The sequence below is a fragment of the Pseudomonas sp. BP11-1-1 genome (assembly GCF_052112105.1).
GTDB lineage: Bacteria > Pseudomonadota > Gammaproteobacteria > Pseudomonadales > Pseudomonadaceae > Aquipseudomonas > Aquipseudomonas alvandae.
The window spans coordinates 43803-65499 of sequence record NZ_JAUTYU010000024.1 but is presented as its reverse complement, the minus strand read 5'-3'; the positions used below and the strand labels follow the sequence as shown (position 1 = coordinate 65499).

At 62.8% G+C, this 21697-nt stretch carries 18 protein-coding genes; 8 read left to right on the top strand and 10 right to left on the bottom strand.

The window, feature by feature from the left end:
* The 6 genes from Q7C33_RS26620 to Q7C33_RS26595 form a co-directional block, all read right to left on the bottom strand.
* Positions 1 to 1217, bottom strand: a 1217-nt coding sequence (locus tag Q7C33_RS26620) for an FAD-dependent oxidoreductase (RefSeq protein WP_407684416.1), incomplete at its 3' end; no start/stop codon positions are given.
* On the bottom strand, positions 1214 to 1450 hold the full coding sequence (locus Q7C33_RS26615; RefSeq protein WP_407684415.1) for a 2Fe-2S iron-sulfur cluster-binding protein: 237 nt from the start codon (positions 1448 to 1450) through the stop codon (positions 1214 to 1216). The genes Q7C33_RS26615 and Q7C33_RS26620, both read right to left, overlap by 4 nt.
* A 158-nt stretch (positions 1451 to 1608) precedes the next feature.
* Positions 1609 to 2724, bottom strand: coding sequence for an FAD-dependent oxidoreductase (locus Q7C33_RS26610; RefSeq protein WP_198796441.1), 1116 nt, complete (start codon positions 2722 to 2724; stop codon positions 1609 to 1611).
* Positions 2721 to 3653, bottom strand: a complete 933-nt coding sequence (locus Q7C33_RS26605) for a 4-hydroxyproline epimerase (protein ID WP_030140731.1) — start codon at positions 3651 to 3653, stop codon at positions 2721 to 2723. The genes Q7C33_RS26610 and Q7C33_RS26605 overlap by 4 nt, the downstream gene beginning before the upstream one ends.
* A 108-nt stretch (positions 3654 to 3761) precedes the next feature.
* Entirely contained in the window at positions 3762 to 4433 is a 672-nt protein-coding gene (locus Q7C33_RS26600) for a GntR family transcriptional regulator (RefSeq protein ID WP_030140732.1), read from the bottom strand.
* Between the two features lie 218 nt (positions 4434 to 4651).
* Positions 4652 to 5818 carry an MFS transporter gene (locus Q7C33_RS26595; protein ID WP_407684414.1) on the bottom strand — a complete coding sequence of 389 codons (1167 nt, stop codon included), beginning with the start codon at positions 5816 to 5818 and terminating at the stop codon, positions 4652 to 4654.
* A gap of 134 nt (positions 5819 to 5952) precedes the next feature.
* On the opposite strand from Q7C33_RS26595, the gene Q7C33_RS26590 reads away from it, so the two are divergent.
* Both Q7C33_RS26590 and Q7C33_RS26585 read left to right on the top strand, forming a co-directional pair.
* Positions 5953 to 7365: an aminotransferase-like domain-containing protein gene (locus Q7C33_RS26590; protein ID WP_407684413.1), complete on the top strand. Its 1413-nt coding sequence runs from the start codon at positions 5953 to 5955 to the stop codon at positions 7363 to 7365.
* A gap of 78 nt (positions 7366 to 7443) precedes the next feature.
* Positions 7444 to 9585: a TonB-dependent siderophore receptor gene (locus Q7C33_RS26585; RefSeq protein ID WP_407684412.1), complete on the top strand. Its 2142-nt coding sequence runs from the start codon at positions 7444 to 7446 to the stop codon at positions 9583 to 9585.
* A gap of 53 nt (positions 9586 to 9638) precedes the next feature.
* Here Q7C33_RS26585 and Q7C33_RS26580 read toward each other — a convergent pair whose 3' ends face one another.
* Together Q7C33_RS26580 and Q7C33_RS26575 are read right to left on the bottom strand one after the other, a co-directional pair.
* Positions 9639 to 10373, bottom strand: a complete 735-nt coding sequence (locus Q7C33_RS26580; protein WP_030140736.1) for an SDR family NAD(P)-dependent oxidoreductase — start codon at positions 10371 to 10373, stop codon at positions 9639 to 9641.
* A 309-nt stretch (positions 10374 to 10682) separates the two neighbouring features.
* On the bottom strand, positions 10683 to 10889 hold the full coding sequence (locus Q7C33_RS26575) for a tautomerase family protein (protein WP_030140737.1): 207 nt from the start codon (positions 10887 to 10889) through the stop codon (positions 10683 to 10685).
* A 126-nt stretch (positions 10890 to 11015) separates the two neighbouring features.
* Between Q7C33_RS26575 and Q7C33_RS26570 the strand changes: the two genes are divergently transcribed.
* On the top strand, positions 11016 to 11939 hold the full coding sequence (locus Q7C33_RS26570) for a LysR family transcriptional regulator (RefSeq protein WP_217859521.1): 924 nt from the start codon (positions 11016 to 11018) through the stop codon (positions 11937 to 11939).
* A gap of 207 nt (positions 11940 to 12146) precedes the next feature.
* Here the strand turns inward: Q7C33_RS26570 and Q7C33_RS26565 are convergent, their stop codons facing one another.
* On the bottom strand, positions 12147 to 12581 hold the full coding sequence (locus Q7C33_RS26565; protein WP_030140739.1) for a nuclear transport factor 2 family protein: 435 nt from the start codon (positions 12579 to 12581) through the stop codon (positions 12147 to 12149).
* A gap of 218 nt (positions 12582 to 12799) precedes the next feature.
* On the opposite strand from Q7C33_RS26565, the gene Q7C33_RS26560 reads away from it, so the two are divergent.
* On the top strand, positions 12800 to 13702 hold the full coding sequence (locus Q7C33_RS26560; protein ID WP_030140740.1) for an ADP-ribosylglycohydrolase family protein: 903 nt from the start codon (positions 12800 to 12802) through the stop codon (positions 13700 to 13702).
* A 65-nt stretch (positions 13703 to 13767) separates the two neighbouring features.
* Here the strand turns inward: Q7C33_RS26560 and Q7C33_RS26555 are convergent, their stop codons facing one another.
* The gene (locus Q7C33_RS26555) at positions 13768 to 14664 is read right to left on the bottom strand and encodes a LysR substrate-binding domain-containing protein (RefSeq protein ID WP_407684411.1); all 897 of its coding nucleotides are present in this window, start codon (positions 14662 to 14664) and stop codon (positions 13768 to 13770) included.
* A 96-nt stretch (positions 14665 to 14760) separates the two neighbouring features.
* Here Q7C33_RS26555 and Q7C33_RS26550 point away from each other — a divergent pair, with 96 nt between their 5' ends.
* The 4 genes from Q7C33_RS26550 to nahK all read left to right on the top strand — a co-directional run bounded on the left by Q7C33_RS26550 (position 14761) and on the right by nahK (position 21658).
* The gene (locus Q7C33_RS26550; RefSeq protein WP_407684410.1) at positions 14761 to 16035 is read left to right on the top strand and encodes a glucarate dehydratase family protein; all 1275 of its coding nucleotides are present in this window, start codon (positions 14761 to 14763) and stop codon (positions 16033 to 16035) included.
* 365 nt (positions 16036 to 16400) lie between these two features.
* The gene (locus Q7C33_RS26545; RefSeq protein WP_030140743.1) at positions 16401 to 17585 is read left to right on the top strand and encodes a porin; all 1185 of its coding nucleotides are present in this window, start codon (positions 16401 to 16403) and stop codon (positions 17583 to 17585) included.
* A gap of 337 nt (positions 17586 to 17922) precedes the next feature.
* Entirely contained in the window at positions 17923 to 19086 is a 1164-nt protein-coding gene (nosP, locus tag Q7C33_RS26540; RefSeq protein WP_030140744.1) for a nitric oxide-sensing protein NosP, read from the top strand.
* A complete protein-coding gene (gene nahK / locus Q7C33_RS26535; protein ID WP_407684409.1) occupies positions 19016 to 21658 on the top strand; it encodes a hybrid sensor histidine kinase/response regulator NahK/ErcS' in 2643 nt (880 codons plus the stop codon). The genes nosP and nahK overlap by 71 nt, the downstream gene beginning before the upstream one ends.
* Positions 21659 to 21697 lie beyond the last annotated feature (39 nt).

Below are 21697 nucleotides of genomic sequence, written 5' to 3'. Positions count from 1 at the left end.
ATTCGCGCCGGGCCGAAGGGGGGGCGGGGTATGGGTGGTGTCCAGCCGAGCAGGTATTGCAGGGCGGCGCCGCACACCCGGCCCTGGCAGGCGCCCATGCCGCAGCGGCTGGCCAGTTTGGCTTCACGCCAGTTTCCGTGGCCGGCCAAGGCGCCGTAAGGAACATCCTCACAGCGACAGACCAACGTATCGCTCCGCGCCATGCTTTTCAAACGGCCGTCCAGGGCGAAGGCCTTGTTCAATGCCCGCGCGAAACCCTGCCATCGCGCACGGCCAGGCCAAAGGCGCTCGGCTGCAGCGGTATTCCCCACGGCAGCATGACCAGCAATGGCGCCTTCCACCAAGGCCAGTTCGCTGCCGCCAAAACCGGTGCATTCGCCAGCAGCGTAATGGTCGTCGCGAGTGGTGCTCTGCAGCTTATCAACCGCAAGCGCCTGTCCATCGAGCGCGCAACCCAACGCCTGACCCAGCTGGGTATTGGGAATGAGGCCGAAGCCACAGGCCAAACGGTCGCAGGCCAGTTCCACGGTCTTGCCTTGTTGCAGCAGACGCACGCCTTCGAGCTTGTCCCCTCCCAAGGCTTCCAGCACATGGCTGCCGGTGCGGTAGTGAGCATCGAGCAGGCCGAAGGATTGCCATAACTTGCCCGGCCAGCGGGGCAGTTGCGCAGCGAATCCGGCAACTGCGGCGCGGCTGGCCTGCTCGGCGATCCGCAGCACTTGGGCCCCGTGACGTCTTGCCGTGGCTGCGCTCGCCAACAACAGTGGACCGCTGCCGGCAATCACCAGTCGCTCGTTGCTCACCGGCAGGCCGCCCTTGATCAGTGCTTGCAAGCCGCCGGCACCGGTTACACCGGGCAGCGTCCAGCCGGGGAAGGGCAGCAGCAATTCCCGGGCACCGGTGCACAGGATCAGGCGGTCATAAGCGATCAGCCAACCCTGCTCGGCATTTTCCACCAGCAAGGTCTTGTCGCCGGCGATCGCAATGACCCGGGTCTCTGCGTGGCAGTGCACGTTGGCGCAGGCGCGCAAGCGCTCTCGCATGTGTCGCGCCTCGGCCGGCAAGTGGGCGTGGGGTCCATCGCGCCAGATCTGTCCGCCAGGGTTCGGATTGTCGTCCAGCAGCACGATGCGTGCGCCGCTGCTGGCTGCGGCCAGGGCCGCAGCCATGCCGGCGGGCCCGGCGCCGATAATAAGGATGCCGGCAAATTCGGTCATGGTCGGGTGTCCACGTGCATGCCGTCGCGGCACAAGGTCTGGCAGGCCAGGCGGAGGCGGCCGTCGATCATCACCCGGCATTCCTGGCAGATACCCATGCCGCACAGCGGAGCCCTGCGTTGGCCGCTGACCGAGGTGCGGCTGCAACCGTCGGCGCCCAACGCTAACGCGGCTGCAACGGTGGTGCCATCGGCCACCGAGAGCTGGCGGCCATCCAGGAATACGTCAGGCATGGGGCTGATACTCCCTGGCCAAGCGGATCTCAAGAAGATGCACCGATCCCGTGGCGAGGGAGCTTGCTCCCGCTGGGGCGCGAAGCGGCCCTGTTTTGGGTCTGCTGCGCAGACCAGCGAGAGCAAGCTCCCTCGCCACAGGGGATATATGCAGGGCTTCAGGCATGGGCCGGTTCTCCCAAGAAGCGCTGCGGCAGGTAAGGTTGCGCGGCCAGCGGTGCCGTTTCATTGAAGAGCTGGGCAACCAGCAGGTCAGCGGTGGCCGGTGCGGTCGTGACGCCGAGCCCTTCATGGCCCACCGCAAGCCACAGGCCTTTGCGCTGCGGGTGTTGCCCCACCAGCGGCAAGCCGTCGGGGCTCGCCGCGCGAAAACCGGTCCAGGCGCGGATGCCGTTGAGGTGCGCCAGGCCAGGCATGTAGTCCACGGCGCGCTTGAGCATCTTCGCCAGCATCCAGCCTTCCACCGCTGGATCGACGCTGCCGAACTGCCGCGAAGCGCCGATGAACAGTTGTCCGGTCGGGCGCGGTTGGATGTTGCACGCCACCGACGGCCCGCTGGCGTTGTGGGCACTGGTGACATAACCCAGCTCAACCAGGGTGTGCGTGACGGTGGCGGGGTAGCGATCGGTGATCAACAGATGGCCCTTCTTGGGTTCGATCGGCAGCTCCGGGCACAGCTCGGTGGCCTGGATGCCGTTGGCAAGCACGACGGCTTCGGCGCTGAGCCAACGCCCGTCGGCGAGGCGCACGCGGTGGCCGTCCACTTCGCTGGCCTCGGCGCGTTGCTGGCTGATATTGACGTGATCAAGCATCCAGCGGGCGGCGGCGGGGGCGTAGAGAATGCCGTCGCCCTTGATCAGCAGCCCCCCTTCCAGGCCCGCCCGCAGTTCCGGTTCGCGCTGCTGCAAGGTGGCGCGGCCAATCAGTTCACAGGCCTCGCCATGGGCCATCAGGTTCAGGTATTTGCTGTGGGCGACGGCCATTTCCTCGGCATTGGCCGCCAGCCATAAAGTGCCGTTGTTGCGCCAGGCACAGGCATCGGGCAGCGCAGGCGCCAACTCTCGCCAGCGTCGCAGGGAATATTGACTCAAGGCCAGCTCCGCCGGGTTGTCATCAAGCACCAGCAGGTGGCCCATGCCGGCCGCCGTTGCACCGTGCCAGCCAGCGTCCAGCACCAGCACCTGCAAACCGCGCTGAGCCAGGCTGCGGGCGCAGGCCGCGCCGATGATACCGGCGCCAATGACGATCACGTCTGCGACATGGCCTTCGCTCACGGACGGATGCCCCAGGCGAAGGGATCGTCCGGCTCGATAATCAATGTGCTTTCAGCGCTGATGTAGGCCCGGCCGCGAATGGTCGGCACGATGCGCTCGCCCGAACGCTCGTACGACCCTTCGAATTCGCTGCCGATGACACTGGCCTGGCGCCAGATCTGTCCGGGTTGCAGTTTACCGTCGGCCGCCAGGCACGCCAGTTTGGCGCTGGTGCCGGTGCCGCAGGGAGAACGGTCGTAGGCCTTGCCAGGGCAGAGCACGAAATTACGGCTGTCGGCCTGGGGATCGTCGGCGAACAGCTCGATATGATCGATCAGCCCGCCATCCTCGCCGCGAAAACCCTGTTGTTCCAAGGCCTGTTGCACGGCGAAGGTGTAGGCGGTGAGTGCGTCGAGGTTGTCGCCCGCCACACGCTGGCCATGATCGGCGATCAGGAAGAACCAATTGCCGCCCCACGCCACATCGCCGGTCACCGGCTCGATGCCCGGCACTTCGAGGCGCAGGGCCTTGCGATAGCGATAGGAAGGCACGTTGCGCACGCTGACCGAGCGATCCTCATGCAATGTCGCTTGCACCGTGCCCACCGGCGTCTCGATGCTGTGCACGCCGGGGCCGATCCGGCCCAGATGGGCCAACGAGGCGACCAGGCCGATGGTGCCGTGGCCGCACATGCCCAGGTAGCCGCTGTTGTTGAAGAAAATCACGCCGGCACAGGCGGCCGGATCCACCGGTTCGCACAGCAACGCGCCCACCAGCACATCGCTGCCGCGGGGTTCCAACACGCACGCGGTGCGCCAGGCGTCGTGCTGCTCGGCCAGGCGCTGCCTGCGCTCGGCCATGCTGCCCTGGCCCAGGTCGGGAAAGCCATCGGTCACCAGTCGGGTCGGTTCGCCGCCGGTGTGGGAGTCGATCACGGTGATACGTTTCATGGCGCCACGTCCATTCAGATAAGTGGACACAAGCGTGGCGCGCGCCGGGGCCGGCGGCTTGATGGATTTATCCGTCGGTGATGACGAAATCAGCACAGTCCCAAGAAATCACCGGCTCGACGGCAAATACTCGAACAGGGTCTTGCAGACGCCGGCAATGTGTTCGTCCAGCAATTTCACCGCGCGCTCCACATCCCTGGCGCGGCAGGCGTCGAGAATCTCGCGGTGTTCATGGTCGGCGCGCTCCTTGCCGGCGGACAGGCTCATCTGCATACGCAGGTAACGCTCGAGCTTGTCGTGGACCGAGCGGATCAGGCTCACCATGAACGGCCGTTGCGCGGGCTCATAGAGACAGGCGTGCAATTGCCAGTTCAGCTCGGCCCAGCGACCGACGTCGTCCTCGCCGATGAACTCCTGGCAGATGCTTTCGGCACGGGCGAAGGTGGCTTCGGTCATGTTGGGAATCGCCAAGCGCAATACCTTGTCCTCCAGCAGCATCCGCACCTCGAACATCTGCGCCAGTTCCGCCTCGGAAATCCGCGTGACCATCGCCCCGCGATTGCGCTGGAACATCACCAAGCCCTCGGCTTCCAGGCGCTTGAGCGCTTCGCGCACAGGGATCTTGCTGACGTTGAACTGGCGGGCGATGTCATCCTGGCGAATCGGCTCGTCCTCGGCGAAATGCCCGGCCACGATGGCGTCGCGCAGGTGACGGGTGATGATTTCCGAAGTGGACGGGGTGTTGCCCAGGTCGGGCAGGTTGAACTTGGATAAGGTCACGGCGGCGGTCGTTTGGCTGAGATGGGGATATGGTATACGACCCGGCTATCGCGATGTCGAGTAACGTCTGCCGTTGTGGCGAGGGGATTTATCCCCGCTGGGGCTGCGCAGCAGCCCCAAAAGCAACGACCTCAACCTTATTGGCATATGGAGTTGTCTGGTTGGGGGCCGCTCCGCAGCCCCAGCGGGGATAAATCCCCTCGCCACAAGGTACTTTGTCAGCTGGGGGAAGGTTGGGCGACGAAGGCCTCTGTCCGGACGATGCGCAGCCCGGTGATCGTTGCGCCTGCCAGCAGTGCCAGGCCAAACACCGCGAGCGCCACGTCAGCGCCGAAACGGTCGACCAGCCACCCGGTCACCACGACCGGGATACTGAACCCGACATAGGCAAACAGGAAGAATCCCGCGCTGACCCGGGCTTTTTGCGCACCGGCCATGGCGGTGATCGCCGACAATCCACCCAGGTACAAAAAGCCGTAGCACGCACTGCTGGCGCCCAGCGCACCGAGCAACACGGCGGCCAGCGAACCCTGGCTCGCGCCCCAGGCAAGCAGCGCGTAGCTCAATGGCAAGACCAACAACCCCAATCCCGTGGCCCTGGCCGGTTGCATGCGTTTCACCCAAGGCTGGAAGATCAGCCCACAACTGATGACGGTAAAGGTCGACAGGCCGGACCAGCGTTGCAAGTCATGGGCGGCAAGCACCGATGGCAGGATGGCGATCACCAGCCCGGAAGTTGCCCAGGCCAGCAGCATGGAAAAACTGTAGGGCAGGCTGCCGGCCGGGAACAACGGCAGGCGCAACATCGCTGCGTGCTTGATTCTGGGGGCGGGGTCCGGCAGTCGCGCAACCACGATGATCGCCAGGGCAGCCAACGCCAACTGCAACCAGAAACTGCCCGGCGTGACGCTGTGATGGACGAACAGGAAGAGGCTGGTCAACGCCGCGCCCAGGCCAAAACCCAGGGACGTGCTGGCCGTGACCCGGTTGGCCGGCGATCGCGCATCGCTCGTCGGCATCAGTTCCACCATGTAGGCGGTGGACGTCGCCGAAGCCAAGCCGGTGCCGACGCCCATCATCAGGCGCGCCACGCCCAGTGCGATCAGGTTCGGCCAGATCACCGTGATCACCGTCGCCAGCATAGACAGGCACAGCGCCGTCACGATCAAGGGTTTGCGACCCACCCGGTCGGCCAGTCCGCCGAACGCCAGCAGCACTGGCAACACGCCCAACACATAACCGGAAAATGCCACCGCCGTGGCGCCCGCGCCGTAACCGGAAAGCTGCGCATAGGTGGTATACAGCGGCGCCTGGAGGTTGACCGCGAGGGTGATCAGGCAAAGACCGAACGCCAATCCCCATGAGTGTCGTTGCTGTGTGTCCAAGAGGGGATCCTTGAGGGTGTGGAGTCTGGATGGACTATCCCGGTGGGGCCGAGAGCAAACAAGGAACAGACGCGGGGCTTTTATGCTTAACTGTTCGCCGGAAATTCGAAAACACTTAGTCGAGAGCCTGTGCCATGGACCTGAACATCGATCGCAACGCCACGGGTTCGTTGGTCCGGCAACTGGTTGCCAGTCTGACGGAGTGGATAAACACCCATGGCATCCGCCCGGGTGCCCGCATGCCGTCGATCCGCCAACTGGCGACTGAAAACGGCTTGAGCCTGTCGAGCGTGATCAAGGCCTACGACCAATTGGTCGCCAGCGGCGTCTTGGAGTCCCGGCATGGTTCGGGATTTTTCGTGGCCCAGCAGATGCCCGTGGCTTCGGCGCCGGACATCGACGACGCGGTAGGCTGGCGGTTGTTCGATAACGAATCGACGCACCTCAAGCTGGGGTGTGGCTGGTTGCCGGACGCATGGCGCGACGACACCGACCTGGGCCAGGCGATCCGCCAAGTGGTGCGCAGCGACAATCAGGCACTGTTCAACTACAGCACGCCGCTGGGTTCGGCTCACCTGCGCCTGCACATCCAGAAGCGCCTGGGCCTGATCGACATTCACGTCGACCCGCTGCAGATCCTCACCACCCAGGGCGCGAGCCACGGCCTGGACCTGTTGGTACGCACGCTCCTCAAGCCTGGCGACCTGGTGCTGGTGGAAAGCCCCGGTTACTACAACCTGTTCAACCTGCTGAAGCTGCACGGGGTCAAGACCCTGGCGGTGCCCAGGACCGCACAAGGCCCTGATATCGCCAGCCTGGAACGCTTGCTCGGCGTACACAAGCCGGCCTATTTCTTCATCAACAGCATGTACCAGAACCCCACCGGCACCAGCCTCGCCCCCAGCGTTGCCTATCGCCTGTTGCAACTGGCGACGCTGCATGACTTCCGGCTCATCGAGGATGACATCTACGCCGATTTCCAGAACGGCCCGACGTCGCGCCTGGCATCCCTCGACGCCTTGGACCGGGTGACCTACCTGGCGAGTTTTTCCAAGACCTTGTCCAGCTCGTTGCGCATCGGCTACGTGGTCGCGCAGCCCGAAGTCATCAAGCGCCTGGCTGAAGTCAAGATGGTGACCGGCATCGGCTGTTCATTGCTGGCGGAAAACGTCGTGGCGACGCTGCTGGCCAACGGTGCCTACCGCAAGCTGCTCCAGCGCTTGCGCGTGCGCCTGAACAAGCAGATGGCGAGCACGTTGCGCCTGCTTGATCCGGCTCACTGGGAGCTGTTTGCCGAGCCGAGTGGAGGACTCTTCGTCTGGGCCCGGCCCCGGCATGTGCCGGCCGAACGGGTGCGGCAAATTGCCGAGCAGTTGCAGATCCAACTGTCCCAGGGTTCCACATTCCTGCCGGAAGGGCAGGCGTGTGACTGGCTGCGGCTCAACGTCGCGTTTACCCAGGACGTGCGGGCCCAGGCATTTTTCAGGCAGATCGGCCAAGAATCCACAGTTGGAACGGCGGCGCTAATGGGAAAAGATATCAAATAGGAATGAGTTACTGTATCTTTCGCGACACATTCTTGCCGGCCCCGGGGGCCGGCGTTCTTTCGTCAGGATTGTGTGTCGATGCGTCGGATACTCGTTTCATTGTGTGTGCTCCAGGCTTATTCCATTTCCACTTGGGCAGAAGAACCCGGCACGGCGGCCAGGGCGCCGCTGGAGCTGCAGGCCACCGACATCGTCGGCAGCTCGGACTTCGAAACTGCACAGGGCCCCGTGAAGGGCTATCACGCGACGCGTTCGGCCAGCGCCACGCGTACCGACACCGCGATCCATGAAACCCCGCAGTCGATTTCGGTCGTGTCCCGCGACGTCGTCGAAGACCTCAGCGCCACGCGCCTGCAAGACGCTCTCGATTATGCCGGCGGCGTCGGCCGGGGTAACAATTTCGGCGGCCAGGGCCTGACCACGTTTACCGTGCGCGGCTTTACCACGGGTGAGTTCTACCGCAACGGTTTCCCGATCAACCGGGGTTACCCGAACATGCCCGATGCCAACACCATCGAGCGCCTGGAAGTCCTGCGTGGCCCGGCGACCATGCTTTATGGCCGTGGCGACCCGGGCGGCACGTTCAACGTGGTGTCCAAGCAACCGTTGGCCGAACGCACGGTGACCTTGGGCAGCCAGGTCAGCGACCAGGGCATGCGTCGCGGCACCCTGGATACGTCGGGTCCGCTGGATGAAGAAGGCCGCCTGGCTTATCGCCTGAACGTCGTGGGAGAGGGCGGCGATACGTTCCGCGATCACGTCGAGACCGAGCGTTATGGCGTCGCTCCCGTGGTCAGTTGGCAGGTCAACGACACCACGCGCCTGACGTTCGAAGGCGACTTCATGCGCAACAATGCGCCGCTGGACCGTGGGCTGACGCATTACGCCGGCCAGCGCGGCACCGCGTCCCGCGATACGTTCTTCGGTGAAAAAGACGCCGGCAAGCTGCACAACGACAACAACATGCTGCAGGTGCGTTTCGAGCACATGCTCAACGACGACTGGACCCTGGCCGGTGGCACCCAGTGGCTAGACGGCACCTTGCAGGGCAACGCGGTGGAGGGCAACGGCATCGCCGCCGACGGGCGCACCCTGGGCCGCAACTTCAACTACCGCAAGCTGGAATGGACCGACCGTGATACCCAGCTCAACCTCACCGGGCATTTTTCCACGGGTGGGTTCGAGCACACCCTGCTGACCGGGGTCGAGTACGAAGACTACGACTACAAGTCGATCATCCGACGCTCCGCCGCCGGCACCGGCGCCTATCCGATCGACATCTTCGATCCGGTGTATGGCCAGCCGCGCCCGGCGTTGACCCGCACGCCGACCGATGACGAGGAAAATCTCAAGACCTTCGGTGTATTCGTCCAGGACCAGGTGGCGCTGACCGAGCGTTTGAAGGTGCTGGCCGGTGCGCGTTTCGAGCGGTTCGAGCATGAGTATGAAAGTTTTGTGCCTCAGGCACGCCCCGGCAGCCGGAACTGGGAAGTCACCGACAACGCGGTCACCCCGCGCCTGGGCGTGATCTACGACCTGACCGACACGGTGGCCGTCTACGCCAACACCGCCCGCTCGTTCAAACCCAACAATGGCGCCAGCCGCGAGGGCGGTGGATTCAAGCCGGAAGAGGGCAAGTCCTATGAAATGGGCGTCAAGTGGGAGGCCCTGGATCGTCAGTTGAGCGTCGATGCGGCCATCTATCAGATCGAGAAACGCAACGTGCTGACGCCCGATCCGCTGGACTCGACCTTCAACGTCGCCGCTGGCGAAGTGCGCAGCCGTGGTTTCGACTTGAACGTGGCGGGCAACCTGACGCCGGAGTGGCGCGTCATCGGTGGCTACGCCTATGTGGACGCCGAAGTGACCAAGGACGCCAACATCCCCACCGGCACTCCTTTGCTCAACGTGCCCAGGAACAGCTTCAGCCTGTTGAACGTCTATGAGTTCCAGGATGGCGGTTTGAAAGGGCTAGGCGTGGGACTCGGTGCGAAATATGTCGATGAGCGGGCCGGCAACACGGCGGCGACGACCTTCACCATGGACGACTACACCGTCGTCGACCTGCTCGGCTACTACAAGGTCAACGAGCGCATCCGCCTCAACCTCGACCTGAAGAACCTGTTCGACGCCGATTACGAAGAGGGCGCGTTTGGTGGCGTCTACGCCTACCCGGGCGCACCTCGAACGGTGCAGGCGGGGATCTCCTACACGCTGTAGATTCAAGGCTGCATGAAAAAACCCGAAGGTCCTGCCTTCGGGGTTTTGTGTTTTTACCACTTGCCGGTGCTCATGCCGCCGTCCACCGGCAGGATCGCCCCAGTGGTGAAATCGGCACCCGCCAGGTACAACACGGCTTCGGCGATCTCGTCGATGGTGCCCACCCGGCCGGCAGGTGCCAGGTTGTTGAGGAAGTCGCGGTGGGCCGGGTCATGCATCGGCGTGTCGATGATGCCGGGCGCCACGGCGTTGACCTTGATGTTGAAGGGCGACAATTCCAGCGCCAGGGCGCGGGTCATCTGGTTGACGCCGCCCTTGATCAGCACGGGCAGCGCTGCCGGCACCTGGATGTTCGGTTGCAGGGCCACCGAGGCAGAGATGTTGATGATGAAACCCTGCTGGCGGCTGATCATGTGCGCGGCAGCAGCCTGGCTGGCGTAGACGAGGCCCTTGAGGTTGGTGTCGAGCAGCGATTCCAGGTCCTGGGGGCTGTATTCGACGAAGGGTTTGGGCAGGAAGAAACCGGCGTTGTTGACCAGCCCATCCACCGCGCCGAACGCCTCGATGGCTTTGCCGACAAGGGCGGTCGACGTCGCCGGATCGGCAATGTCACCGGCCACGCCGACGAAGCTTGCCGGATGACCGAGCTGGCCAGCCGCATCGTCCAGGCCGGACTGGGAGCGGGCATTGCCCACCACGTTGTAGCCGCGGGCCAGGAACGCCTTGACCAGGCCAAGGCCGATACCGCTGGAAGCGCCGGTGATGATGACGGTTTTCTGATTGCTCATGATGTTGACTCCTGATCACGTTGAGTTGGAACCGCTGCGCCTGTCTGGGCGTTGGTTGTGATCAGGTTATTGATGCGCCTGGGTTTGATAAATGGGGGGTCTGGTACTTGAGTTGATACTTGGTGTAATCAATCCATCGAATCCACACAACTCCTTGTGGGAGCGAGCTTGCTCCCGATGGCATTTAATCAGCCATATGTGAGCCGGCTGACCTGCCGCTATCGCGAGCAAGCTCGCTCCCACAGAGGCCGCAGGTTGGCAGGCAGAAAAAAGCCCGGTCATTCGGACCGGGCTCGGCAAGGCGAAGTGTCACTCCTTGGGTTTACTTCGGTACTCCGTCGTCGTCATGCCCGCATACCCCCAGTTATCCGTGTCGACTTCCTCGATCACGATATGGGTCAGGTGCGGGTCCTTGCCCAGCACGCGTTGCAGGGTTTCGGTGATTTCGGAAATGACCTGGGCTTTCTGCTCGCGGGTGACGCCGTCGCGGGTGATACGAACATTGACGAAAGGCATGTTGCACTCCAGTTGACGAAATGTGCGCAGGAAAGACTCCGCGCAATCGAGGACCACTGTATTTATACGCCACGGCCTGATAAACAGGCATCGGGAATCTTCAGTTGATACGCGGTGTAATGAATCATGAAGCGTCACTTCGAAGACTTGCAGTTAGGCAGTATCGAACTGTTCTGCCTGGCGGCCGAGGCGGGCAGTTTCACGGCTGCGGCGCAGATAGCGGGCGTCACTCCGGCAGCGGTCAGCCGTTCGATCTTTCGTCTGGAGGAGCGCCTGGGGTCGCGGCTATTCGTGCGCACCACCCGCAGCATTCGCCTCACCGATGCCGGCCGGACCTTTTTCGAGCAATGCCGCCAGGCGTTGACGCAACTGGTCGAAGCGCAGCAGGAAGTCATGGGCGCGCAATCGGTGCCGTCCGGGCAACTGCGCATCAGTGTGCCCACCACCTACGGCCATCACCGGATCCTGCCGTTGCTGCCAGCATTTCGCGCGCTTTATCCGCAGGTCAGCGTGGACGTTCACCTGAGCAACCGTAATATCGATTTCGTTGCCGAGGGCTATGACCTGGCGATTCGGGTGAGGGCCCAGCCGGATTCCTCGATGATCGCCCGTTTGCTGGAAGACGCGAAACTGGCGGTGGTCGCTTCCCCGGACTACCTGCGCAGGGTCGGCACGCCGCAAACGCTGGAAGACCTGGACCTGCACGAGTGCATCCAGTTCGAACTGCCCAGCAGTGGTCGTCGAATTTCCTGGTTGTTCAATGTCGAGGGCAAGGAGAAGGAAGTGTTCGGGCAGGGCGGGTATTGCTGCTCCGACGATGTGCTGGGCGGGGTGACGCTGGCCAAAAATGGCGCCGGGCTGTTCCAGACCTACCGATTTATCGTCGAACAGGAATTGGCGGACGGGCGACTGGTGGAAGTGCTCGCGCCGTTCGCAGGGCGCTCGCGGCCGTTCACATTGCTATATCCCCACGGCCGGTACGTGCCGCAGCGGGTGCGGGCGTTTGTGGATTTCCTGTTGGAGCACCGACAGCAGTGGGCGGCGGATTGACTGATTCAAATCTGTGGCGAGGGGATTTATCCCCGCTGGGCTGCGAAGCGGCCCTAACAGCAGCTATGCGTTCATCCGGCATATCGAGCTGTCATTTCCAGGGCTGCTGCGCAGCCCAGCGGGGCGGTGCGACGTTTCGCTAAATCCCCTCGCCACAATGAATCCCAGCGACCTCACGTCAGCTGAGTGCCCATGGAGATTCTCAGGTCAAAACCGAAACGCCTGCCGACCAATCAGTAGCCACTTGCCATTCTTCTGCTTCTGCCAGATCTGGAAGTTCTCGATTTCGGTCGGGACCACTTCGGTGCCCTTGAGCGCCTGGGCGGAGAAGTGGTTGCGAACCATGGCTACGTCGCCTGAGACGGTGATTTTCTGGTTCTGCATTTCAAGGGTCTTGAATGCGCTCTTGCCGGTCTCGATGTCGGCGATGAAGGCTTTCTTGTCCTGGATGTTGCCGCTGGAGTGGCCGTAGGTCAGGTTCTCGGCGGCCAAGGCCTGGAGCTGGGGGATGTCCTTGTGCAGCATGGCCTGGGTCAGGTGGTCGACAGCTTCGGCCACTTCCTTCTCAGCCGATGCGGGCGCGGCGGCTACGTAGCCGCTGAACAGGCAAACGAAACCGATCAGCAATGATGCTTTTTTCATGGGTCTTTCCTTGTTTTTGTAGGTATCAGGAGTTCGAGCACCTAGGCTCGTCGGTCATCGTACAACTTGTAGTGATGCGCGGGAATAGCCAAGTGGAAGCGGGGCACAAATTTGATAGAGAAGATTGCGACCAGGTTTCCTGAACGCGCCCAGCCGTTATCATTCCGCCGACTGTGCGCTGTTTGGACGCGGACAAAATCGAAACGGAAGGAATCAGAATGGCCCCGACACTTTCAGACCGCTATCGCGGATGCCTGCTGGGCTTGGCATGTGGCGACGCCGTTGGCACGACTGTTGAGTTCAAGCCACGAAATACCTTTCCACCGGTAACCGACATGGTCGGTGGCGGTCCTTTCAATCTCCAGCCTGGCCAATGGACCGATGACACCTCCATGGCGCTGTGTCTGGCGGAAAGTCTGCTGCAAAAGCGTGGTTTTGATGCGGCTGACCAGATGGGGCGATACCTCAACTGGTGGCATTGGGGTTACCTGAGTTCGACGGGCGCGTGCTTTGACATCGGCATGACCGTTCGCGACGCACTGGAGCACTATCAGTCCTATCGCGACCCATTCGCGGGCAACACCGATCCTCAAACGGCTGGTAATGGCTCGCTCATGCGCCTGGCACCGGTTGTGCTGTTCTTTTATCCGGATCGCAACCGTATCCGCGAATTCGCCGCGCTGAGTTCGCGTACCACTCATGGGGCGGCAGAGGCGGTGGAGTGTTGCCAAGTGCTGGCGGACGTCATCGGCAACGCATTGAGCGGTGATTCAAAGACGGATGTGTTGCGAGTGTCGTCCGAACATCTGACCGAGGCCAAGGTGATTGCGCTCGCTCAAGGGACGTATCGGGGAAAGGCTCGCAGTGAAGTGTCAGGCACTGGCTACTCGGTCGCTTCCCTGGAAGCGGCGTTGTGGTGCTTTTACCACACGGACAGTTTCGCTGAGGCAGTGCTGGCAGCTGCGAACCTGGGCGATGACGCAGACACCACCGCAGCCATCGTCGGGCAGTTGGCCGGGGCTTTTTATGGAATACAGGCTATTCCCTCCGATTGGTTGCAGAAGCTGTGGATGCGACAGGAGATTGAAACCATGGCCGATGCGCTTCACCACAAGGCTTGAGCTTCATTTCGAGTCCATGGGCCTGGTGCGGAGTCAGCCGGTAGCGCAAGCACCTGGCTCCGCTTTCACATTCCTTCCCGAACCGCCCCGCGAATCCCCTCCAGCAACATCGTAAACGCCGGATTGTCATTGTCCTCCCGCCACACCAGGTGCAACTCGCTCTGCACCCCTTCACCCAAATCGATCTCACGAAACACCACCTGCCGGAACACAACGCTGGTTGCGCAACGCGGCACCAGCGCCAGGCCCATGCCGGCGTTGACCAGCGCCAGGATGGTCAGCGAGGAGCCGAGCCATTGCACGAACTGCGGGGCGACCCGGGCCGAGCGGAGCATGCCGGTGAGCAGTTCGTTGAAAGGTGGGTAGGCGGAATGGGAGTACATCAGGAACGGCTGTCCATCCAGGTCCTGCACGCTGACGGTCTCGGCGTCGGCCAGTGGATGACCGGCAGGCACCGCCAGGACAAACGGTTCGCGCACCAGGCATTCGGTGGCGTAGCCGGTTTCCAGCAGGGGCGAGCGGACGACGCCCAGGTCGATGCGCCGGGCGCGCAGGGCTTCGTGTTGCTGGTAGGTATTCATCTCCGACAGGACAATCTTTACCTGCGGTTGCTTGAGCCGCGCCTCGGCGATGACCTTGGGCAGGAATTCATACACCGCGCTGCCGACGAAGCTGATGGTGACGGAGCCGATATCGCCCTGGGCAAAGCGCTTGGCGGCCACGGCGGCCTGCTGCGCCTGTTGCAGCAGGTTCTGCGCCTCGATGAAAAACGCCCGCCCGGCGGCAGTAAGGGCGACGCTGCGGGTGCTGCGGGTGAACAGTTCGACACCCAAGTGATGCTCCAGCAATTGGATCTGCCGGCTCAAGGGTGGCTGGGTCATGTTCAGGCGTTCGGCGGCGCGGCGGAAGTTGAGTTCCGTCGCTACGGTGGTGAAGCAACGCAGTTGGGCCAATTCAAACATTGATTCAATTCCGGTATCAATCAAGTGCCAAGTTAGATTAGACGGGAACAATCGGCGGCGTCCATCATCGGCGTGGAGACCTTCCGGAGCCCGTGCATGAAAATCAAACGCGTCACCGTGACCCCCATTGCCTTTCGCGACCCACCGTTGCTCAACGCCAGTGGCATCCATGAACCCTTTGCGCTGCGCTCGATCATCGAGATTGAAAGCGACAACGGCTACATCGGCCTCGGCGAGAGCTACGGCGATGCGCCGGCCCTGGCGATCCAGCAGCAGGTCCAGAACCAATTGATCGGCATGGATCCGTTCAACCTCAACCAATTGCGGGCCATCGTCCAGGCCACCGTTGCGGCCCATAAACCGGCCAGCGTTGCCGGGGCGGAATTGGCGCCGGGCTCCCATGCGAGTAAAGCCGTCAGTAATGCCTATTCGGCGTTCGAGGTGGCCTGCCTGGACCTGCAAGCGCATTACCTGAACGTGCCGCTGGTGGATCTGCTGGGCGGTGCGATTCGCGATGAGGTGCCGTTCAGTGCCTATCTGTTTTTCAAGTACGCCGAGCACATCGATTCGCCGTACCCGGCGGACAGTTGGGGGGAAGCGCTGAACGAGCAGCAGATCGTCGCCCAGGCGCGGCGGATGATCGAGGAGTACGGGTTCAAGAGCATCAAGCTCAAGGCCGGCGCCCTGGAGCCGGAGCATGAAGTCGCTTGCATCAAGGCGCTGAAACAGGCGTTCCCCGGGCTGCCGCTGCGCATCGACCCCAATGGCAACTGGTCGCTGGAGACGTCAATCCGCATGGCCGAGTTGCTGGGGGACGACTTGCAGTACTACGAAGACCCGACACCTGGGCTGGAGGGCATGGCCGAGCTGCACAAGCGTACGGGGCTGCCGTTGGCGACCAACATGGTGGTCACCGATTTCGACGAGTTCCGCCGCAGCGTGGCCCAGGACAGCGTGCAGATTGTCCTGGCCGACCATCATTATTGGGGCGGGCTGCGGGACACCCAGGTGCTGGCGAAAATGTGCGACACCTTTGGCCTCGGCGTATCGATGCATTCCAATTCGCACCTGGGCATCAGCCTCATGGCCATGGCCCACGTCGCGGCCTCGGTGCCGAACCTGGATTACGCCTGCGACACCCATTACCCGTGGCAGGAACCGGATGAAGAGGTGATCAAGGGCGGCAAGCTGCCGTTTGTCGACGGCTGCGTGAAGATCACCCGGGCGCCGGGCCTTGGCCTGGAATTGGACCGGGATCAACTGGGCAAGCTGCATGAACAGTTCCTCAGTTGCGGCATTCTCCAGCGTGACGATGTGCGGCAGATGCGGCGCTATCGGCCGGATTGGAAGACAGTCAAGCCGAGGTTCTGACCCGAAGGCGAGGGGCCGTTGTGGCGAGGGGATTTATCCCCGCTGGGCTGCGCAGCAGCCCCTTGGATTGTCCTGATGTACCGAGTTGTCAGGTTTTAGGGCCGCTTCGCGCCCCAGCGGGGCGGTGCGACGTTTCGCTAAATCCCCTCGCCACAAGTTGGTCATACTCAGCACCATCCCCAACCCACCCACCGGCCCACACCCAAAGTACCGCGCCCGGCGGCATCGGGGTCTTACGCCAAAACTGCCGCGCCGACCCTGCGCTGCCAAAGCAGCCGCCAATCACCCCCAAGGCAGCGTATGACGCGCCCTGGCGCCTTTCGATAATCGCCTCCGACATCCCGTCCCCTGTTGCGGAGCGCGCCATGCACAACAATAAAAATACCTGCCTGCGTTTTTTGCCTGCGGTCATCGCCGGCCTCTCGACCCTCGGCTCGATGCCCTGGGCCCACGCCGAAATCATGCTGTACGACAAGGACCAGACGACCTTTTCCACCGACGGCTACATCAACGCCTTCTACGTCAACAGCGACGTGGACCGCGCCGGGGATCAGTTCGACCGGCGTCAGGCACGGGTCAAGATGGGTTTCTTGCCCAACTACCTGGGCTTCAACATGGGCAAGCAGGTCGATGACCTGAAGCTCGGCGCCCGTGCCTCGTTCTGGGTGACCATCAATGACAGTGAAACCAACGGCACCGATACCGCCATCGACGTGCGGCAGTTCTACGGCACCGTCGCCAACCCGGAGTGGGGCGAGGTGCTGATCGGCAAGGACTTCGGCCTGTTCGCCCGTTCCAACATCCTGCTCGACGAGCTGCTCGCCGGTTACGGCCAGGTCAGTGACACCCTGGGCCTGGTGGACGGTGGCGGCGTGTCGTTCGGCAATATCGGCAGCGGTTATCCGTACCCGTTCCCGACGTCACAGATCACCTATCGCACCCCGGTGATGGAAGGGCTGCGCGTGGCGGTGGGCATCATGGACCCGGTGGACACCAACGACAGCAGCGCCACCGGCAAGGCCTACCAGGAAAACCCACGCACCGAGAGCGAGATCACTTACCAATTCGACTTGGCCGGGGCGAAGATCTACAGCTGGCTCAACGGCAGCTACCAGACCTCCGACAACACCGATTCCAACGTCGAGTCGGTGACGTCCAAAGGCCTGGGTTATGGGGTGCAGGCGAAGATGGGCGGGCTGTCGCTCACCGGCTCGGGGTTCCAGGCCAAGGGCATCAACCCGTTCTTCACCAACAATGCCGGCGAAGCCACCTTGCGCAATGTCGACAGCAAGGGCTACCTGCTGCAGGGCTCCTACAAACTGGGCAAGAATCGCCTGGCGTTGTCCTACGGCAAGACCGAGGACGACGGCAACGGCGTGGTCGGCAGCGGCGCCGATTACGAGACGCGCGGTATCGCGTTGTTCCATGACATCAATGACAACCTCAAGCTCGTGGCCGAATACAACCAGTTCGAAATCGATGGCCATGACACCAGCGCGCAGAACGAAGACACCGACACCTTTGCGGTGGGGGCGGTGTTGACCTGGTAATCCGATCGATCGGGTTGCAATGACCCCTGTGGCGAGGGGATTTAGCGAAACGTCGCACCGCCCCGCTGGGGCGCGAAGCGGCCCTAATCCCTGATTACTCGGTTCCACACAAAGGTCCGGGGGCTGCTGCGCAGCCCAGCGGGGATAAATCCCCTCGCCACAAAAGCGGTCTCGAACATGTCTTAGGTTTTCGTGTCGGCCCCGACCGTGCGCATCGCGGCCGGGGCCGTCACGGTTCTCCTCCCATGGAAGTGCCCACCCGCTACCCAAGTAGCATTCGTGGGCAGGGCGCGGATTCGTACACTCAAGGCTCTATCACGCACCGTCGGAGGCGCAGATGCAGCAGGCCCAGAGCGAGGGTGTGGTCAGCGCCATGTCCCAGGCAACGGACGTCGAACAAGTGGCCCAGGAACTGGCGCGACAGTTGTTGCACCCGTACCTGGGGTTCGTGCTGTTTTTCTGTTCCGCCGAATACCATTTGCCAGACCTCGCCCAGGCGTTGGCCCGGAGCTTTGGCGGGATTCGCCTGGTGGGCTGCACCAGCGCCGGGGAAATCACCCCGCAAGGCTACGGCCGCAATTGCGTGACGGCGGTGGGTTTCGACCACCGGCATTTCTCCATCGCCGCCGAACTGATCGGCGAGATGGAGCACTTCAGCCTGATCGACGCCCAGCAGATGGTCGAGCGGCTGGCGAGCGGTTGTCGCAGCAACGCCTTGGCGCCAATCAAGGGTCACAGTTTCGCCTTGACCCTGCTGGACGGCCTGTCCAGCCGTGAGGAAATGGTGCTGGCAGCCTTGAGCGCCGCCCTGGGGGACATCCCGCATTTCGGCGGTTCGGCCGGCGATGACAACTACCTGACCCACACCCACGTTTACTTTGAAGGCCAGTTCCACAGCGGCGCAGCGGTGGTAGTGCTGATCAATACCTGGCTGGAATTCGAGGTGTTCACCACCCACCACATCCTGCCCCGGCAAGAGAAACTGGTGGTGACCGGCGCCGACAGCGCCTCGCGGCGGGTCTACGAACTCAACGCCGAGCCTGCCGCGGAGGAATACGCGCGGCACATCGGCGTCCCGGTGAGTGCCCTGGACTATCGGGTATTCGCCGCGCACCCCTTGGCGGTGCGGATCAACGACCAGTACTACGTCCGAGCGATCCAGCAGGTCCATCCGGACCTGAGCCTGAGTTTTTATTGTGCGGTGGAGAACGGCATCGTCCTGACCGCCATGGATCCGGGGCCGTTGCTGCACAACCTGCAAGACCTGTTCGACGGCTTGCAGGCGCGCCTCGGCGATCTGTTGCTGACCATCGGCTGCGACTGTTTCCTGCGGCGCCTGGAGTTGGAAGGGCGCGACGGCCTGGAGCAGATCGGCCAATTTTTGCGTGAACATCGGGTGATGGGGTTCAACACCTATGGAGAACAGTTCAATGGCATGCACATCAACCAGACGTTCACCGGAGTTGCCATTGCCCGCCATCGCGTCCCCGGCCATCGCTGAGCTGCAGGCGCAGCTCGCCGCCCTGCAGCATGAAAACCACAAACTGCGGCGCATCAACGACGCACTGATCGAACGGGTGGAATCCGGCGTGACCCGCGGCAGCGACCCGTATGCCGCGTTCCAGCATTCGGTGGTGCTGGCCGAGCAGGTGCGTGAACGTACCGATGCGTTGAACCAGGCCATGGCCGAGCTCAAGGCCGGCAATCATTTGCTCGGCGAAGCACGGTTGCGGGCGGAAACGGCCCATCGGCACCTGATCGATGCGATCGAAAGCATTTCCGATGCATTCGTGCTGTTCGACGAGCAACAACGCATCGTTCTGTTCAACAGCCGTTTCAAGGCGTTCTGGGCCCACAGCCGCGTGCGGATCATTGCGGGGATGCGCCTTGGCGAGGTCAAGCGCCTGATGACCGCCAACGGTTTGTTCAGCGAGGAAACCCGCGGCCAGCCAGACGAGCCGGTGCTGTATCGCTTGCAGAACGGGCGCTGGCTGCAGGTCAGCGAACGGCCGACCCAGGAAGGCGGGCGTGTGATCCTGTTCACCGACATCACCGACGTCAAACTCAGCGAAACCGTGCGCCGCGAACAGGCCGTCGCGCAGAAATCCCATCTGTTGCAACGCGCCGTGGACAACCTGTCCCAGGGCGTGGCGATGGTCAACGCCCAAGGCGTGCTGGAACTGTGGAACCGGCGCTTCCTGGAACTCAGTGGCCTGGCGCCGGTGGCGGCCCATCGGCCGTTCAACGAAGTGATCGCCGACAGCGAACTGCAACTGCTGACGCCGGCCAGTCGCGACGGCAGTGGCCGGCGGATTCAGGAGTGCGAGCAGCGCCTCTCTGATGGCCGCGTCCTGGAGATCCGCACCCATCCGCTGCCCACCGGTGGCTACGTCAACACCTTCACCGACATCACCGAGCGTTACCAGCACGCCGAAGCGTTGAGCGAGAGCGAGCGCTGGATCCGCCTGATCACCGACCACGTGCCGGCGCTGATCGCCTACCTCAATGCCGATCTGGTCTATGAGTTCACCAACAAGGTCTACGAGCAATGGTATTGCTGGCCCCGCGGCGTGATGCTCGGCCAGAGCCTGCGCGAAGCCCACAGTGAACAGCACTACCAGCGCCTGGAAGCCTACGTGGCCCGGGCGTTGGCTGGCGAGAGTGTGACCTTCGAATTCGCCGAGACCAACATCAACAACCAGGAGCGCTACATGTTGCGCTCCTACGTGCCCAACCGGCTGGCCAACGGCGAGGTGGTGGGCATCTTTGTGCTGATCCGCGACATCACCGAGCGCCGTCGCACCGCCGAGGCGCTGCACCAGGCATATCAGAACCTGGAACAGCGAGTGCAGGAGCGCACCGCAGAACTGACCACCCTCAACGACCAGTTGCTACGGGAAATCGACGAGCGCAGCCGGGTGGAACTGCGCCTGCGCGAAGCCAAGCGTGAAGCCGAGCGGGCCAACCTGTCGAAAACCAAATTCCTCGCGGCGGTGAGCCATGACCTGTTGCAACCATTGAACGCGGCGCGGCTGTTCACCAGCGCCTTGCTCGAACGCCGCGAGCCAGTGGCGAACGCGCAACTGGTGCGCAACGTCAGCAATTCCCTGCAGGACGTGGAAAATCTGTTGGGCACGCTGGTGGATATTTCCAAGCTCGATGCCGGTGTGATCAAGGCCGATGTAGCGCCGTTCGCGTTGTGCGAATTGCTCGACAACCTGGCAGCCGAATATCGCCAAGTGGCTCGCAGCGAGGGTCTGGAGTTGCGATTCATACCTTGCTCGGTGCTGGTGCGCAGCGACATCCAACTGTTGGCGCGGATCCTGCGCAACCTGCTGAGCAACGCGCTGCGCTACACCCCGAACGGGCGAGTGCTGTTGGGATGCCGGCGCCACGGCAATCGTGTGTCGATCGAAGTCTGGGACTCCGGCATCGGCATCGCCCAGGATCGCCTGGAGGAGATTTTCCAAGAGTTCAAGCGCGGTGACGTCCAGCGTCCGGACCAGGATCGTGGCTTGGGCCTGGGGTTGGCGATTGTCGAGAAGATCGCCGGGATCCTCGGGCATCGCATCCAGGTTCGTTCATGGCCGGGCAAAGGCTCGGTATTCGCCATCGAAGTCCCCCTCAGCGCCACCGCGCCCAAGCCACTGCCGTGCCTGGACATGAGCGAGCCGATGCTCGAACGCCTGCGTGGGGCGCGGATCTGGGTACTGGACAACGACGCGGCGATCTGCGCCGGCATGCGCACTTTGCTGGAAGGTTGGGGCTGCCGGGTGGTGACGGCATTGTCGGAACAGGACCTCGCGCGGCAGGTGGACGATTATCGTGCCGACGCGGACCTGTTGATTGCCGACTACCACCTGGATCACGACCAGAACGGCGTCGATGCCGTGGCGCGGATCAACGCCTGCCGAACCTCACCGATTCCCGCGATGATGATCACGGCCAATTACAGCAACGAACTCAAGCAGCAGATCCGCGAGCTTGGCCACACGCTGATGCACAAGCCGGTGCGGCCGATGAAGTTGAAGATTGCGATGAGTCACTTGCTGGGCCAAACAACCAGCCGATGAGTCGAACCGCTTTTGTGGCGAGGGGATTCATCCCCGCTG

Coding starts and splice junctions, on each gene's coding strand:
- Q7C33_RS26570 (WP_217859521.1), top strand. CDS start 11,016: ATGAAGCGTCACTTCGAAGACTTGCAGTTAGGCAGTATCGAACTGTTC.
- Q7C33_RS26580 (WP_030140736.1), bottom strand. CDS start 10,373: ATGAGCAATCAGAAAACCGTCATCATCACCGGCGCTTCCAGCGGTATC.
- nahK (WP_407684409.1), top strand. CDS start 19,016: ATGGCATGCACATCAACCAGACGTTCACCGGAGTTGCCATTGCCCGCC.
- Q7C33_RS26560 (WP_030140740.1), top strand. CDS start 12,800: ATGGCCCCGACACTTTCAGACCGCTATCGCGGATGCCTGCTGGGCTTG.
- Q7C33_RS26565 (WP_030140739.1), bottom strand. CDS start 12,581: ATGAAAAAAGCATCATTGCTGATCGGTTTCGTTTGCCTGTTCAGCGGC.
- Q7C33_RS26550 (WP_407684410.1), top strand. CDS start 14,761: ATGAAAATCAAACGCGTCACCGTGACCCCCATTGCCTTTCGCGACCCA.
- nosP (WP_030140744.1), top strand. CDS start 17,923: ATGCAGCAGGCCCAGAGCGAGGGTGTGGTCAGCGCCATGTCCCAGGCA.
- Q7C33_RS26575 (WP_030140737.1), bottom strand. CDS start 10,889: ATGCCTTTCGTCAATGTTCGTATCACCCGCGACGGCGTCACCCGCGAG.
- Q7C33_RS26605 (WP_030140731.1), bottom strand. CDS start 3,653: ATGAAACGTATCACCGTGATCGACTCCCACACCGGCGGCGAACCGACC.
- Q7C33_RS26555 (WP_407684411.1), bottom strand. CDS start 14,664: ATGTTTGAATTGGCCCAACTGCGTTGCTTCACCACCGTAGCGACGGAA.
- Q7C33_RS26545 (WP_030140743.1), top strand. CDS start 16,401: ATGCACAACAATAAAAATACCTGCCTGCGTTTTTTGCCTGCGGTCATC.
- Q7C33_RS26585 (WP_407684412.1), top strand. CDS start 7,444: ATGCGTCGGATACTCGTTTCATTGTGTGTGCTCCAGGCTTATTCCATT.
- Q7C33_RS26615 (WP_407684415.1), bottom strand. CDS start 1,450: ATGCCTGACGTATTCCTGGATGGCCGCCAGCTCTCGGTGGCCGATGGC.
- Q7C33_RS26590 (WP_407684413.1), top strand. CDS start 5,953: ATGGACCTGAACATCGATCGCAACGCCACGGGTTCGTTGGTCCGGCAA.